This is a genomic window from Nocardia sp. 2TAF39 (genome assembly GCF_052114905.1).
GTDB lineage: Bacteria > Actinomycetota > Actinomycetes > Mycobacteriales > Mycobacteriaceae > Nocardia.
The window spans coordinates 107,079-121,125 of the sequence record NZ_JBFRFQ010000009.1; the positions used below are offsets into that span (position 1 = coordinate 107,079).

At 67.7% G+C, this 14,047-nt stretch carries 14 protein-coding genes; 4 read left to right on the top strand and 10 right to left on the bottom strand.

The window, feature by feature from the left end:
• Positions 1 to 2: 2 nt before the first annotated feature.
• Positions 3 to 1,154, bottom strand: coding sequence for a transaldolase (gene tal / locus AB4Z47_RS07790; RefSeq protein ID WP_441949086.1), 1,152 nt, complete (start codon positions 1,152 to 1,154; stop codon positions 3 to 5).
• 6 nt (positions 1,155 to 1,160) lie between these two features.
• Positions 1,161 to 3,302: a transketolase gene (gene tkt, locus AB4Z47_RS07795; RefSeq protein ID WP_441949087.1), complete on the bottom strand. Its 2,142-nt coding sequence runs from the start codon at positions 3,300 to 3,302 to the stop codon at positions 1,161 to 1,163.
• A 372-nt stretch (positions 3,303 to 3,674) separates the two neighbouring features.
• Between tkt and AB4Z47_RS07800 the strand changes: the two genes are divergently transcribed.
• Entirely contained in the window at positions 3,675 to 4,664 is a 990-nt protein-coding gene (locus AB4Z47_RS07800; RefSeq protein ID WP_441949089.1) for a heme o synthase, read from the top strand.
• Here AB4Z47_RS07800 and AB4Z47_RS07805 read toward each other — a convergent pair.
• The gene (locus AB4Z47_RS07805) at positions 4,657 to 6,072 is read right to left on the bottom strand and encodes an FAD-dependent monooxygenase (RefSeq protein ID WP_441949091.1); all 1,416 of its coding nucleotides are present in this window, start codon (positions 6,070 to 6,072) and stop codon (positions 4,657 to 4,659) included. The genes AB4Z47_RS07800 and AB4Z47_RS07805 overlap by 8 nt on opposite strands.
• 78 nt (positions 6,073 to 6,150) lie before the next feature.
• Here AB4Z47_RS07805 and AB4Z47_RS07810 point away from each other — a divergent pair, with 78 nt between their 5' ends.
• Entirely contained in the window at positions 6,151 to 6,759 is a 609-nt protein-coding gene (locus AB4Z47_RS07810; protein WP_441949092.1) for a TetR/AcrR family transcriptional regulator, read from the top strand.
• A 55-nt stretch (positions 6,760 to 6,814) separates the two neighbouring features.
• Here AB4Z47_RS07810 and AB4Z47_RS07815 read toward each other — a convergent pair whose 3' ends face one another.
• Positions 6,815 to 7,780 (bottom strand): quinone oxidoreductase family protein, encoded by a 966-nt coding sequence (locus tag AB4Z47_RS07815; protein WP_441949094.1) that lies wholly within the window; start codon positions 7,778 to 7,780, stop codon positions 6,815 to 6,817.
• Between the two features lie 60 nt (positions 7,781 to 7,840).
• Between AB4Z47_RS07815 and AB4Z47_RS07820 the strand changes: the two genes are divergently transcribed.
• Positions 7,841 to 8,191, top strand: a complete 351-nt coding sequence (locus AB4Z47_RS07820; RefSeq protein WP_441949096.1) for a hypothetical protein — start codon at positions 7,841 to 7,843, stop codon at positions 8,189 to 8,191.
• Positions 8,192 to 8,194: 3 nt separating this feature from the next.
• Positions 8,195 to 8,995, top strand: a complete 801-nt coding sequence (locus AB4Z47_RS07825) for a transporter substrate-binding domain-containing protein (protein WP_441949098.1) — start codon at positions 8,195 to 8,197, stop codon at positions 8,993 to 8,995.
• Positions 8,996 to 9,111: 116 nt separating this feature from the next.
• On the opposite strand, the gene AB4Z47_RS07830 is transcribed toward AB4Z47_RS07825, so the two are convergent.
• The 6 genes from AB4Z47_RS07830 to AB4Z47_RS07855 form a co-directional block, all read right to left on the bottom strand.
• Positions 9,112 to 9,288, bottom strand: coding sequence for a muconolactone Delta-isomerase family protein (locus AB4Z47_RS07830; protein WP_441949100.1), 177 nt, complete (start codon positions 9,286 to 9,288; stop codon positions 9,112 to 9,114).
• Between the two features lie 140 nt (positions 9,289 to 9,428).
• The gene (locus tag AB4Z47_RS07835; protein ID WP_441949102.1) at positions 9,429 to 10,466 is read right to left on the bottom strand and encodes a cupin domain-containing protein; all 1,038 of its coding nucleotides are present in this window, start codon (positions 10,464 to 10,466) and stop codon (positions 9,429 to 9,431) included.
• 281 nt (positions 10,467 to 10,747) lie between these two features.
• Positions 10,748 to 10,987 carry a hypothetical protein gene (locus tag AB4Z47_RS07840; RefSeq protein ID WP_441949103.1) on the bottom strand — a complete coding sequence of 80 codons (240 nt, stop codon included), beginning with the start codon at positions 10,985 to 10,987 and terminating at the stop codon, positions 10,748 to 10,750.
• A 24-nt stretch (positions 10,988 to 11,011) separates the two neighbouring features.
• On the bottom strand, positions 11,012 to 11,896 hold the full coding sequence (locus AB4Z47_RS07845; RefSeq protein WP_441949105.1) for a universal stress protein: 885 nt from the start codon (positions 11,894 to 11,896) through the stop codon (positions 11,012 to 11,014).
• Positions 11,897 to 12,008: 112 nt separating this feature from the next.
• Positions 12,009 to 12,992, bottom strand: a complete 984-nt coding sequence (gene pip, locus AB4Z47_RS07850; RefSeq protein ID WP_441949106.1) for a prolyl aminopeptidase — start codon at positions 12,990 to 12,992, stop codon at positions 12,009 to 12,011.
• A 28-nt stretch (positions 12,993 to 13,020) separates the two neighbouring features.
• Complete coding sequence (locus AB4Z47_RS07855) at positions 13,021 to 13,995, bottom strand: COX15/CtaA family protein (RefSeq protein ID WP_441949108.1); 975 nt, start codon at positions 13,993 to 13,995, stop codon at positions 13,021 to 13,023.
• Positions 13,996 to 14,047: the final 52 nt, after the last annotated feature.

Consider the following 14,047-nt stretch of genomic DNA (forward strand, 5'->3'; position numbering starts at 1 on the left):
GGTCAGCTGTTCCCGGACACGTCAGTTCCGGAGGCGGCCGAGTTCAATTCGTCGGCCGTGGCGGACAGCAACTCCTCCCAGGACTTCTCGAACTTGTCCACGCCTTCGCGCTCGAGCACCGCGAACACGTCGTCCAGGTCGATGCCGACCGCGACCAACTCGTCGAAGACCGCCTTGGCCTCCGCGGCCGTGCCGCTGACGGTGTCGCCGCGGATCTCGCCGTGGTCGGCGACGGCCGCCAGGGTCTTCTCCGGCAGGGTATTCACCGTGTTCGGCGCCACCAGCTCGGTGACGTACATGGTGTCGGAGTAGTCCGGGTTCTTCACGCCGGTCGAAGCCCACAGCGGCCGCTGGCGATTCGCGCCGGATGCGGCCAGGTCCGTGTAGGTGGAGGTGCGCTTGCCGCCGTCGAACACGTCCTGGTACTCGGCGTAGGCCAGACGCGCGTTGGCGATACCGGCCTTACCGCGCAGCGCGAGCGCCTCGGCGGTGCCGATCGCCTCCAGTCGCTTGTCGATCTCGGTGTCCACCCGGGACACGAAGAACGAGGCGACCGAATGGATCTTGGCCGAATCATGTCCGGCGATCTCGGCCTTCCGCAGGCCGTCCAGGTACGCGCCCATCACCGAGCGGTAGCGCTGGACCGAGAAGATCAGCGTGACGTTCACGCTGATTCCCTCCGCGATCACGGCCGTAATCGCGGGCAGGCCCGCCTCGGTGGCCGGGATCTTGATGAACAGGTTGGGCCGGTCGACGATCTTCCACAGCTCGACGGCCTGGGCGGTGGTCTTCTCCGCGTCGAACGCCAGGCGAGGATCGACCTCGATGGAGACCCGGCCGTCCACGCCGCCGGTCGCCTCGTACACCGGGGCGAACACATCGCAGGCGGCGCGCACGTCGTCGGTGGTGATGGTCCGGATCGCGGCCTCGGCGTCCGCCCCTTGGGCGGCAAGCTCTTTCACCTGGCCGTCGTAGGCGTGCCCCTGGCTCAGCGCACCCTGGAAGATCGTCGGGTTGGTGGTGACCCCGACGACGCTGCGGGTGGCGATCAGGTCCGCCAGATTGCCGGACTGGATCCGGTCCCTGGACAGATCGTCGAGCCACACGGAGACGCCTGCCGCGGAGAGGGTGGCGAGGTTTTCGTTCTGTGCCATGAGCGCTTATCCCTTCACGTTCTCGAGCGTGCGCTGCGCTGCGGCAACGACGGCTTCCGGAGTGAAGCCGAATTCGCGGAACAGGGTCTTGTAGTCGGCGGAGGCGCCGAAGTGCTCGATCGATACGATCTCGCCTGCGTCACCGACGAACCGGTACCACGGCATCGCGATACCGGCCTCGACGGCGACACGTGCGGCGATTGCGGGCGGGAGCACCTCGTCCCGGTAAGCCTTGTCCTGTGCGTCGAACCACTCCACACACGGCATCGACACCACGCGGGTTCCGATGCCCTGCTCCTCCAGCGTAGTGCGGGCGGCGACCGCGAGTTGGAGCTCCGAACCGGTAGCGATCAGGATCACCTGCGGTGTGCCGGTGGACGCCTCGGCCAGGATGTAGCCGCCCTTCGACACACCCTCGTAGCTGGTGCCCTCCTGGATCGGCAGATCCTGGCGGGTCAGCGCCAGCCCCGACGGGCCGTCCTGATGCGGTGGCTCGGAGACCGAGAAGTGCGAAGCATGCTCGCTGCTGTCACGCTCGAGGATGGTGCGCCAGGCGTAGGTGGTCTCGTTGGCGTCGCCGGGGCGGACCACATTCAGGCCGGGGATGGCGCGCAGCGCGGCCAGGTGCTCGATCGGCTGATGGGTAGGGCCGTCCTCGCCGAGGCCGATGGAGTCATGGGTCCACACGTAGATCGCGGGTACCCGCATCAGCGCGGCCAGGCGAACCGCAGGACGCATGTAGTCGCTGAAGACCAGGAAGGTGCCGCCGTAGGGGCGGGTCGGGCCGTGCAAGGCGATGCCGTTGAGGATCGAGCCCATCGCGTGCTCGCGCACACCGAAGTGCAGGGTGCGGCCGTACGGGTTGGTCTTCCACATGCCGGTCGAGATCGACTCCGGCCCGAAGCTGGGCTGGTCGGGCATGGTGGTGTTGTTGGACTCGGCGAGGTCGGCCGAACCGCCCCACAGCTCGGGCAGCACCGGCGCGAGCGCGGCGAGCACCTTGCCGGAAGCCTTGCGGGTGGCCATGCCCTTCGGATCGGCTTCGTAGGTCGGCAGATTCGTGGCCCAGCCTTCGGGCAGGCGCCGCTCGGCGAGACGATCGAACAGCGCCTTGTTGTCGGGGTTCGCCGCGGCCCACGCATCGAACGACCGCTGCCATTCCTGGTGGGCTTCCCGGCCGCGCTCGATAGCCCTGCGGGTGTGCGCGATGACCGCATCGTCCACCTGGAAACTCTGCTCCGGGTCGAAGCCGAGGATCTTCTTGGTAGCGGCCACCTCGTCGGCGCCCAGCGCGGCGCCGTGCGCTGCCCCGGTGTTCATCTTGCCCGGCGCCGGGTAGCCGATGACGGTACGCAACACGATGATGGAGGGCTTGCCGGTCTCGGCCTTGGCGGCGTCCAGCGCGGCCTCGATCGCGACGACGTCCTCACCGCCCTCGACCACCTGCACGTGCCAGCCGTAGGCTTCGTAACGCTTCGCGACGTCCTCGGTGAAGGCGATGGTGGTGTCGTCCTCGATGGAGATCCGGTTGTCGTCGTAGACCACGACGAGATTGCCCAGCTGCTGGGTGCCCGCGACCGACGACGACTCGGAGGTGACGCCCTCTTCGAGATCACCGTCGGACGCGACCACATAGATGAAGTGGTCGAACGGGCTGGTGCCGGGCGCGGCGTCCGGGTCGAACAGGCCGCGCTCGCGCCGCGCCGCCATCGCCATGCCGACCGCCGAGGCCAGGCCCTGGCCGAGCGGCCCGGTCGTGATCTCGATGCCGTCGGTGTGGCGGAACTCCGGGTGACCCGGGGTGAGCGAGCCCCACTTGCGCAGGTTCTTCAGATCGTCCAGTTCCAGACCGAAACCGGCGAGATAGAGCTGGATGTACTGAGTCAGGCTGGAGTGGCCGCAGGAGAGCACGAACCGGTCCCGGCCCACCCAGCTGGGATCGCTGGGGTCGAGACGCATGGTGCGCTGGTAGAGCGTGTACGCCAGCGGCGCCAGACTCATCGCCGTGCCGGGGTGACCGTTCCCGGTGTTCTGCACCGCGTCGGCGGCCAGGACCCGGATGGTGTCGACGGCCTTGGTGTCGAGATCCGTCCAGTCGTCCGGGTGGTTCGGCTGAGTGAGGGCGCGGATGTCGTCTGTGACTGACACGACCGAGGTTCTCCTGACATTGGTTTCGTCGACGGCGGTGGGGTTCTGACGGCGATGACCGCACGGCAGCGATGGCGTGCATACCGGGCTTACCCAACTACCCTAGATGTGCTGCTTGACCGGCACAGCAGTAACCCGTGTTTAACGGGCGGCTGTGTCCAGGGGCAGTGCCTGCGCGCCGGGGTTTGCGCGGGGGCGCGGGGAGAGGAGGGGGCAGCGGGGGTCTACCATCCTTTGTAGTAGTAATCGCGCCGCACCGGGTCGGAGGGGGCGCCGGAGCGGACGGAGGTCCGGCACCGGCGCATCCGTATCGCCGGGATGGCGCGCTGCTGGTCCGGGCCGGAGGCGATGCACAGCGTGCGAGGAGAGACAGTGCGGATTGGGCAACGGCCGGGTGGCGACGGTGCACACGGCTCCTCCGCGACGGCGCTGGCCGATCGGTTCACGGGTCCCGGTCTACCGTCTCGACTCATGCGGCGGGTGTTGGCGTACATCGCACTGACCAAACCACGTGTCATCGAACTGCTGCTGGTCGCCACGATTCCCACCATGCTGCTCGCCGATCGTGGCACGGTCGACCTCCGGTTGATCGCGGTCACGCTGTTCGGCGGCTGGATGGGCGCCGCGAGCGCGAACACGCTGAACTGTGTCGCCGACGCCGACATCGACAAGGTGATGAAGCGGACCGCCAAACGTCCGCTGGCCAGGGACGCGGTGCCGACCAGGAACGCCTTCGTGTTCGGTGTGCTGCTGGGCGTCGGCTCGTTCGCCTGGTTGTGGTGGCAGGCCAATCTGCTCAGCGGCCTGCTCGTGGTCACGACGATCCTGTTCTATGTTTTCGTGTACACGCTCGGCCTCAAGCGCCGCACTTCGCAGAACGTGGTCTGGGGCGGCGCCGCGGGCTGCATGCCCGCGCTGGTGGGCTGGTCGGCAGTGACCGGCGGTATCGGCTTGCCCGCCCTCGCGCTGTTCGGTGTCATCTTCTTCTGGACACCCCCGCATACCTGGGCGCTGGCCATGCGCTACAAGGAGGACTACCGCGCGGCGGGCGTGCCGATGCTGCCGGTGGTGGCCACCGAGCGGACCGTCACCAAGCAGATCGTCGTCTACACCTGGCTGACCGTGCTCACCACCCTGGCCCTCGTGCCGGCGACCGGTGTGGTCTACGCAGCCGTGGCCCTGGTGGCCGGAGCGTGGTTCCTGCTCATGGCCCACCAGCTGTACGCGGGCGTGCGGCGCGGCGAATCGGTGAAGCCGCTGCGGCTGTTCCTGCAGTCGAACAACTACTTGGCCGTGGTGTTCTGCGGTCTCGCGGTGGACTCGGTGCTCGGCTGGGACACCATCGGCAGCTTCTTCAGCTGATCGCGCCCACGTAGCCATCCGGCCGGACAAGCACGCAGGTGCCCTCGGCCGCGGCGTAGGCGGTGTGCGCGTGCCCATCGACATCCACCACATGCGGTCCCGCCACCGGCATCCCAGGGCGAACCACCGCATACGCGTCGGGCCCGGCCGGGGCGGTGCTGCCGAACGACAGCAGCGTCGCGTGCGGTCCGCGGAACAGGTCGAACAGCCGGATCGGACGGCCCGCTTCGTCTTTCAGCGGCGCGTCCGGTGCGCGATCACCCGCCGCCAGCGGCGCACGCGCGGCCGGATCGCGGTAGCTGATGTCCCGCTGCTGGGTCTCCGGTCCGCGTCGCATCGCGTCCTCGTCGCCGTCGACCAGCTTGTCCAGCAGTTCCGAGCTCAGACCGAGTACCCGGGCGGCCACCGTCCTTCGTTCGGATTCGTAGATTTCCAGCGGTGCGTCGTCACCGGCGAGCGCGGCGGCCAGCTTCCAGCCGAGGTTGTAGCTGTCCTGGATGCCGGTGTTCAGCCCCTGTCCTCCGGTGGGCGGGTGCGCGTGCGCGGCGTCACCGGCCAGAAAGACGCGTCCCTCGCGGAATCGCTGGGCCAGGCGGACATTCGGTCGCCACACCGTAACCCAGCTGAGTTCGGTCAGGATGACGTCGTCGCGTCCGCAGTAGCGGTCCACGTACTTCTGAAGCAGCGCGAGGCTCGGCTGCGCGTCGCCGGTCGACGGGGCGGCGAACTGGAACTGGCGCCCACCGGGCAACGGCGACAGGGCGATGCCCTCCATCGGCCGGTCGGCGGCGGCGAACCAGTAACCGAACTCGTGGTCGAGTGCGTCGGCCCGGACGTCGCCGAGCAGCATCCGGATCGACTCGTCGGTGTTGCCTTCGAACGGAATGCCCAACGTCTTGCGCACGGTGCTTTTACCACCGTCGGCACCGACCAGGTAGGCGGCGCGCACGGACTCGCGCGCACCGTCGCGCTCCAGCGTCGCCGTGACAGCGCCCTCGTTCTGGTCGAAGTCGACCAGCGTGGTGCCGAGTTCGACGTGCACGCCGAACTCGGCGAGCCGATCGCGCAGGATGCCCTCGGTCCCGGATTGGCCGAGCACCCACGGATTCGGGTAGGGGACGGTGGGGGTCGGCTCGATCGGCTCCCACATCCTGCGCTCGGTGACGAACTCGCCGTCGAGGTGGACGCGCATCGCGGGTATCGGCATCCCGGCCGCGCGCACCGCGTCGAGCACACCCAGGTCGTCGAACACCTCCAGGGTGCGCGGCTGGATGCCGTCGCCGCGGGAACCGGCGAAGAACTCCGCGGCCTTGTCGATGATCCGGACCGGGATGTTCCGGCGAGCGAGGTCGAGAGCGAGGGTGAGGCCGGTGGGGCCGGCACCCGCGACGAGGACGAGCCGAGTCATGAGTTACTCCTGATGAAATTAAATTCAGTGAATGCAATTTCAGCATGAGGGTTGGTACGTTTCCATGTCAAGGAGGTGATGCGGGTGTCCCTGAGCCGCAAGGAGAAGTCGGCCGAGACCGAGCACGCGCTGAAGGCCGCCGCCCTGCGGCTGTTCGCCGAGCGCGGCTATCTGAACACCAAGATCACCGACATCACGACGACCGCGGGTCGCGCGGCGGGGTCGTTCTACAACCACTTCGCAAGCAAGGAAGAGCTGCTTCAAGCGCTACTGAGTGACCTGGCAGCGGCGGGTGACGAGCGCGCGGAGCAGCCCGACCACAACCCGGACTTCAGCGACCCGGAGGCGGTGCGCTACCACGTCGCCGGATATTGGACCTTCGCGCGGGAACACGCGGCGGTGCTGCGCGCGGTGAATCAGGCGGCGTTGGTCAACGACGACTTCGCCCGCATGGTCGCACGGTTCGGCAGCCAGCAGCGCACGGACATCATCGACCACGTGGCAGGCTTCGCCGCCGAAGGATTACGGCTGCCGAGCACGCCCGACGCCAGTCTGGCGATGATGTTCCTGCTCACCCAGAGCCTGCTGGTCGCGGTCGAGGACGGCACCGTCGACCTGACCGACGAACAGGCGGTGAACGGTCTGACTCGCTTCGTCTACCGTGGACTCACCGGGCGAGATTACTGACCGGCGGTGGGCAATCAGCGACTTGCCCACCGCCGCAATGCTTTCCGACCGCGACTCAGGGGAGCAGGACGATGGAACCCGTGGTCTTGCGGCCCTCCAGGTCGCGATGGGCCCGCTCGGCGTCGGCGAGTGGGTAGGTGGCGCCGATTCGGATGTTCAGCGAGCCGTCGGCAATAGCGCCGAGCACATCGCCCGCGCGCCAGGTCAATTCGGCGCGATCGCGGATGTAGTGCGCGAGGGTCGGCCGAGTGACGAACAGTGAACCGGCCGGGCCGAGCCGTTGCAGGTCGAACGGCGGTACGAGACCGCTCGCGCCGCCGAACAGGGCGAGCGTGCCGCGGACGCGCAGCGAGGCCAGGCTCGACTCGAAGGTTGCCGCACCGACGCCGTCGTAGACCGCGGCCACGCCGACGCCGTCGGTGAGCTTGCGAACCTGGTCGGCGAGAGCGTCGCCGTAGCGCAGCACCTCGGCGGCGCCCGCCGCGCGGGAGAGGGTCTCCTTGTCGTCGGAGGACACCGTCGTGATCACCCGGATACCGCGCGCCGTGGCCAGCTGCGTCAGGATCAGTCCGACACCGCCGGCACCCGCATGCACCAGCACGGTTTCCCCTGGCTCCGGTTTGTAGATCGACTCGATCAGGTAGTGCGCCGTCATGCCTTGCAGCAGCGCCGAGGCGGCCACCGGAGCCTCGACTCCGTCCGGCACCGCGATGGCGGCGGCGGCGTTCACCGCCACCTTCTGCGCGTAGCTGCCCGGCGCGGCCGCCCAAGCGACCCGGTCGCCGACCGCGAACTCGGTCACGTTCGCGCCGATCTCGGTGACGACACCGGTGCCTTCGGCGCCCGGGATGTACGGGACGTCCTGCGGGTAGCGCCCGGTGCGGATGTAAGTGTCGATGAAATTGATGCCGATCGCCTGCGTGTCGACCAGCAACTGGTCCGGCCCGACTCGTGGATCGGGCGCGTCCACGTACTTCAGGACCTCGGGACCACCGTGTTCGGAAACCTGAATGGCGTGCATGAGTTCAGTTGTACACCGAGCGGCTGGACTGCTTTCTACCGGTCGGTAAACTCCGTTGCCATGAGTACTCGAGCCGCCACGGCCCCGGCGAAGCTGTCGGGCGCCCTCGTGGAGTCCGTCAAGGGATTCGTCTGCGATCACGGCGGTTCCGCCACGGCCGTGCTTCAGCCCCTCGGGCGCATCGGTGTCCGCGTCACCCTGGTAGGTGCCGACGGCGTTCTCGGTGACCGGGTCGTCGCCGACCTGGACACCGCCAAGGAGCTTGTCGGCTTCGTCGACGGCCTGACCGAATCCGACGAATGGGATCGCGAGCTCACCTCGGTCGTCACCCCGCGTCGAGGCCACTGGGCCAAGATGGCGGGCTGGGTCGCCCGACAGACCCGTTTCCCCCAGGCGCGCAGCGAGGACTGAGCGGTGCGCAATCGAGTTGTGCGGCTGTCCGGTCGGATCGGCGCGGTGTTCATCGCGGGGTGGACAGCCCTTGTCGCATCGGTGATTCCGGCGGCCGCGCAGGAGCTGTCGAATGCCTTGCGCGCCTGTACGCCCGGGGACTATCCGCCATACTCCGTCGGCGACGGTGCGGATGGTTACCGCGGCGTCGACATCGATCTCGCGGAGGAATTCGCGGCCGTGCTCGGCCGCCCGATCGAGTTCGTGCCGGTGACGTGGGCGACGCTGAAAACGGATTTCGCCGAGCGCCACTGCGATATCGCCGTCGGCGGCATCTCCGATCAGCCGTCTCGTCGCGTCTTCGCAGACTTCTCGATCGCCTACGGCACCGACGGCAAGACGCCGATCACGCGCCGTTCGGGCAGCACCGACTATTCGACGATCGAGCAGATCAACCGTTCCGGCGTCCGCGTGATCGCGAATCGAGGTGGCACGAACGAGGAATTCGCGCGCAAGAACTTCCCGGACGCGCAGCTCACCTTGTGGCCCGACAACCTGACGATCTTCGGCGAGATCGAGCAGGGTCGTGCCGACGTGTTCGTTACCGACTCGGTCGAGGGTCGCTACCGCGTGCGTCAGCACCCGGACCTGCAAGTACTGCACCCGGAGACGCCGTTCGACTCGTTCGGCAAGGTGCTCTTGGTCCGCAAAGACGACCCGCTCTTGGCCACCGCGCTCAATGCCTGGTTGGCGACACAACTCGCGACCGGTTCGGTCGACCGGCTATTCGACCGGTGGATCGGGCCGAACGCCTCCGTCGGCTGAGGGATCCGCCCGTCGGCGAGTCGGAGACTCCAGAGCCGTCACATTCGCTTCTACAACGAGCCCACCGAATCCAACAGAAGGCTTGCTGCGAGCGCCGTTCGACAGGCGGGTGAAGGTCACTCCGCTGAGTTGGCCTTGCCCGGATCATCGGGGTGCGACCGCACCGCGGTGACAGTGACACTCATCCACATCCGCAACGGCAGGGTGTCGAGCACGTTGGTGTGGAGGTCCGCTTCGTCGGCCGCTCGCCACAGGCCGATGCGGTGCACCTCAGCTGGCGCAGTTCCACGCATCGGCGATGCTATCCGGCGTATCGCAACAAATTCACCGGCGAAATACCAGCACCGGACGCCCCGGAGGCGAACAGAAAGGCGGGTGGGCTCTCCGGCTGAAGGGGCTTGCGCAAATCGTCCGCTGCGTCCGATCGCTTCGACTACGGGGCGAGTGGATTATTTCGGGTGACGATCAGGGGGTCGGTGGGGGTGAAGGGGAGGTCAGGGAGTTCGTCGAGGGTGATGCCGAATGTCGCGGCGAGGACTTTGCGGGAGTAGGCGCTCATCGAGGCGCGGTAGCCGATGTCGGCGGGTGTCGGTTGGTCGAAGAAGATCAGCAGGTGAATTCGGGGCGATTCGATGACCTCGATGTGGTGGGGATAGGCGCGGGGGATGAAGTACACCTCGCCTTCCGTCACGGTGTAGGTGTCCAACGTCCCGTCCGGATCCATGATCGTCATACGCGCGGTACCTTGGTGGACGTAGCCCATTTCGGCGGTGATGGGATGCCAATGTGGTTCGCGCATACCGTCTTCCCGGACCCGCAGCGAGTACATCGAGATGTCGTGCAGTGCCGGCCAGAACTGTTCGCGGGCGGTGCGCGCGGAGCCGATCGGTGAGTCCACCGGCGCCGGCATCGCTTCGATGGCGAAGTGGTGTGGGTCGCCGAAATGGGCGACAGACGGGATGTCGGGATCGCCGTCGCGTTGCGCGATGAGCCTGGCGGTGGTGCTGCGCCGGATCGTGGCGAAGTCCGCGGCAGGCCGGTCGTAAGTGTTGCCGAGCACGGAGTCGGTCATCGCACCGAGGGCAGCGCTGAATCCGAAGTCCTCGGGTCGTTCATGGCCGAACGCCAGGATGAATTCCGCGTCGGTGTCGCCGACGTTTTCGACGTGGTGCAGGGCGCCGGAATCGATGTGGAACATTTCCCCGGCGCTGACCAGGAACGAGGCGAAGTTACCGCCGTTGTCCAATACCGATACCAGCGCTTGCCCGGCGGTGCAGTACGTGAGTTCGGTGGCATTTGCGTGCCAGTGCGGTTCGCGTATCGCGCCGGGCGCCAGCGTGAGGCGTTTGATCGAGAGGCCACTGAGGATCGGAAAACTGTCGGCGGTGAGTCTGGTCAGCGAACCGAGTTCGCTGCGGTAGACCTCTTCGCCCTTCAGCAGCGAGGCGACATGGATCGACGGATTGCACACGGTCCCTCCTTGCGCGCGGGTTCGAGATCGTTCTGGTTCAATTCTGCGCGCCCGGGCCCACCGGCAGAGCGTGGTTGGCGCCATCGGCGCGCCGAGACCGCGAACCGTTGCCCTTGCCGGCCGGTGCTGACCTTTCGTGAGATCCGCGAGATCCCTTTGTCGACGCTCACGCCGGAGCCCATTCGATGGCAGCTCCGAGTTCATGTCCCTGCGTATCGAGCGAATCGGTCGGTAGCGCGAAGGCGCCAGCGCCTCGATTCCGAGTGGCACGATCTGCGAGATCAGGCCTCGTCCGAGCGATTCCGCAGCTGGTCGATGGCCCAGTACATCAGCGACCCGGCCCCGATGAGGTACAGGACGCCTGCGGCCACCACCATGATGCCGTAATCCGATGCCCAGCGGGGGATTTCGACTACTACGGCCAGCGCGGTGACCACCATCACTACGCCGAGGATCAGCGCGACCGGTGCGAGTAGCGCGAGGTCCGGGTCGCGCTGTCCGGGGTGTAGATCTTGGCTCATGACAATGACCTCCTGTTGGAAGCTCTACTGTTCGCGGCAGATGACCACTGGCCGTGGCGAATGGTGCAGCAGGTTCTGACTGGTCGAGCCGAGCAGGAGCCCGGTGAGGCGGTTGTGCCCGCGGCTGCCGGTCAGCACCATTTGCGCGTCCTCGGCGTGCTCGAGCAGTGCCTGCGCGGGCAAGCTCTTCTGGACCACTTTGGTGACCGCGACGTCCGGATACTTCTCGCTCCATCCGGCCAGGCGCTCCGACAGCAGTTCCTTCTCCTGCTGGGCGAGGGTGGTCCAGGCGTCGGGTACCGGAGTCCACTGCAGCAGGTCCGGGTCGTTCCAGGCGTGCAACGCGGTCACCCCGACGTCGAGCACCGACGCCAACTCGAATGCCTCGCCGATCGCGGTGGAACTGCCCGGGCTGCCGTCGACACCGACCAGCACAGGCCGCCGATCCGGCAGCGGTCGGTCGGCCTTTCCGCGCCATACAGCTACGGGGCAGGTCGCCTTGTTCGCGACCATGAGCGCGGTCGACCCGAGCAGGAGCGTGCTGAACCGGTCGCTGAGGTTTGCGGCCAGCACGACCATGCTTGCGGTCGCGCTGCGTTCGACCAGCTTGCGTGCGGGAATACCGGCTTCGACGATCTGCTGGATCTCCGCCCGCGGGTGATTGCCGCGCACGGCCGCGAATGCCTCTTCGACCTTGCGCTGCGCCGCGGCGCGGAGTTCGGGAAGCAGATCGGTTTCCGCCAACGCCACTGCGGTCAACGGATGGTCGAGCGCGGGAGCGACGCCGAGCAGCACCAGCGGGACACGCTGACGAGCCGCGAGGTCGCCCGCCCAGCGTGCTGCGGCCAATGCCGTGGCGGTGCCGTCGACTCCGACGACGATCGACCGGTGGTCGGCTGGCGTGCTCATCTGGCCTCCGGTTGATCGCTTCGACTAGGCGTCCTTTCACACTGGCAGCCGGACACTGCGGACAACGGGGTCGCCGGACACCGATGGCAGGTACTTAAGTCACAATTCGGACTTAACTCGCAAATCCGGCGATGGCTCGCAGGACGGCGGTGCGCATGGCCGGGCTGCCGGTATGTCCGGAATTCTCGATGACCTGGAGTTCCGCGTCGGGCCATGCCTCGGCCAGCTGCCAGGCGGTGTACAGCGGGCCGCTCAGGTCGAGTCTGCCGTGGATCAAAACGCCAGGGATACCCGCCAGCCGATGTGCCTCGCGCAGCAGTTGTCCGTCCTCGAGCCATGCGGCGTTGGCGAAGTAATGCGTGCAGATCCGCACGAAGGCCAGCCGCGCCGCGTCCGATTTGGCACTGTATTGGCCTGGGCTGCCGAGGTTTTCGTGCGCGATCACGGCGTCCTCCCATGCGCACCACCGCCGCGCCGCCAAGTCGCGTGTCGCCGGGTCGGGGCTTTCGAGCAGACGGCGATAGGCTTCGACGAGATCGCCGCCGCGGTCGGTGGCGGGCACGCCGCCGCGGAATGTCTCCCACTGCTCCGGTAGCAGCCGCGCGACCCCGCGATAGAGCCAGTCGATCTCTTCGGGTCTGGTCATCGTGACGCCGACGAGCACGATCCCGCTGACCCGCTCCGGGTGACGCTCGGCGTAGGCGAGGATCAGCGTCGAACCCCAGGAGCCGCCGTGGAGCAGCCACCGGTCGATCCCGAGGTGCTTGCGCAGCTGTTCCATGTCGGCGATCAGATGGTGTGTGGTGTTGTGTGCCATGTCGACCGCTGGGTCGGAGGCGTGCGGCAGGCTTTCCCCACAGCCGCGCTGGTCGAATAGGACGATCCGGTAGACCTCCGGGTCGAACGACTTGCGTGCCCCGCGCCGTCCTCCGCCGCCCGGCCCACCGTGCACGACCAGCGCCGGTCTGCCGGTCGGGTTGCCGCTCGTCTCCCAGTAGATCCGGTGGCGGTCACCGACGTCGAGCAGGCCGTGGTCGTAGGGCTCGATGTCGGGAAATGGCTCGGGGGCTTGGGTTTTCGGCTCAGGCGTCGACACGTACGACCACGGTACCCGCAGCGGGCGGTCAGGCCGCCTGCGTGGCAGTGTCCGGTACCGACGCTGCGACCCGTTCCCTGGTGCGCAGCGCGGCCCACAGTGCGGCGGTCGCGGCGGTGCATGCCGCAGCTCCGCCGACGTGGACGACGACCAGGGTCGCGGGAACATCGGTGAAGTACTGCACCACGCCGACCAGCGCCTGTGAGCAGACCAGCGCGAGCAGCGTGAAAAGGCGGGTGCGTACCGCGGGCGTGATGCCGACGGCGAACAGGCCGAATGCCAGGCCGACCAGCAGCGCGAGATACCCGACCAGCAACTGCGAGTGCAGGTGCACCAGCGTGACGATCTCGATCTGCAGACGCTCGACCGGACGCTCGATACTCTTGTCGCCCGCGTGCGGCCCCGCCGCGGTCACCATGGTGCCCGCGATGAGCACGGCGCTCAGCGCGACACCGCTCAGCCCGGTGAGCCAGCGCAGCGGCGCGGGCGCCCGTACGGTGTCGATGCCGTCGTCGGATTCGCCGATCTTCGCGTACAGCACCACCGCCAGCCACACCATCGCCATGGACGCGAGCAGATGCATCGAGACCGTCCACCACAGCAGGCCGGTGCGCACCGTGATGCCGCCGATGATCGCCTGCACGACCGTGCCGCCGGGCATCAGCCACGCGTATACGAGCACTTCGCGGCGGCGGCGCGCACGGGTCACCGCGAGCACCACCAGTGCGGCGCACAGCGTGACCGCGAAGGTGAGCAGCCGGTTGGAGAATTCGACGGCCTGGTGGATGGCCGGAACCTCCGAGACCGCGACCGGGGTGAAGCTACCCGGGAAGCACTGCGGCCACGTCGGGCAGCCGAGGCCGGACGCGGTGACGCGGACGACGGCGCCGGTCACCGAGATGCCCGCCTGGGAGAGGATGACCGCGACCGCGATCAGGCGCTGGACCCGCAGCGAGGGCAGCGGCAGCTTGTCGACGAGTCGCAGAAACGCGCGATACAGCACGTCGAGAATGGTAGCCGGGGCGGATCGGGTGCCCGCACTCGGTCTACTACAT

Excerpts from the sequence above, each read along its gene's own strand:
- AB4Z47_RS07830 (WP_441949100.1), bottom strand. The coding sequence starts at position 9,288 with ATGCGTGGAACTGCGCCAGCTGAGGTGCACCGCATCGGCCTGTGGCGA.
- AB4Z47_RS07845 (WP_441949105.1), bottom strand. The coding sequence starts at position 11,896 with ATGAGCACGCCAGCCGACCACCGGTCGATCGTCGTCGGAGTCGACGGC.
- tal (WP_441949086.1), bottom strand. The coding sequence starts at position 1,154 with ATGGCACAGAACGAAAACCTCGCCACCCTCTCCGCGGCAGGCGTCTCC.
- AB4Z47_RS07815 (WP_441949094.1), bottom strand. The coding sequence starts at position 7,780 with ATGCACGCCATTCAGGTTTCCGAACACGGTGGTCCCGAGGTCCTGAAG.
- AB4Z47_RS07810 (WP_441949092.1), top strand. The coding sequence starts at position 6,151 with ATGCGGGTGTCCCTGAGCCGCAAGGAGAAGTCGGCCGAGACCGAGCAC.
- AB4Z47_RS07805 (WP_441949091.1), bottom strand. The coding sequence starts at position 6,072 with ATGACTCGGCTCGTCCTCGTCGCGGGTGCCGGCCCCACCGGCCTCACC.
- AB4Z47_RS07840 (WP_441949103.1), bottom strand. The coding sequence starts at position 10,987 with ATGAGCCAAGATCTACACCCCGGACAGCGCGACCCGGACCTCGCGCTA.
- AB4Z47_RS07820 (WP_441949096.1), top strand. The coding sequence starts at position 7,841 with ATGAGTACTCGAGCCGCCACGGCCCCGGCGAAGCTGTCGGGCGCCCTC.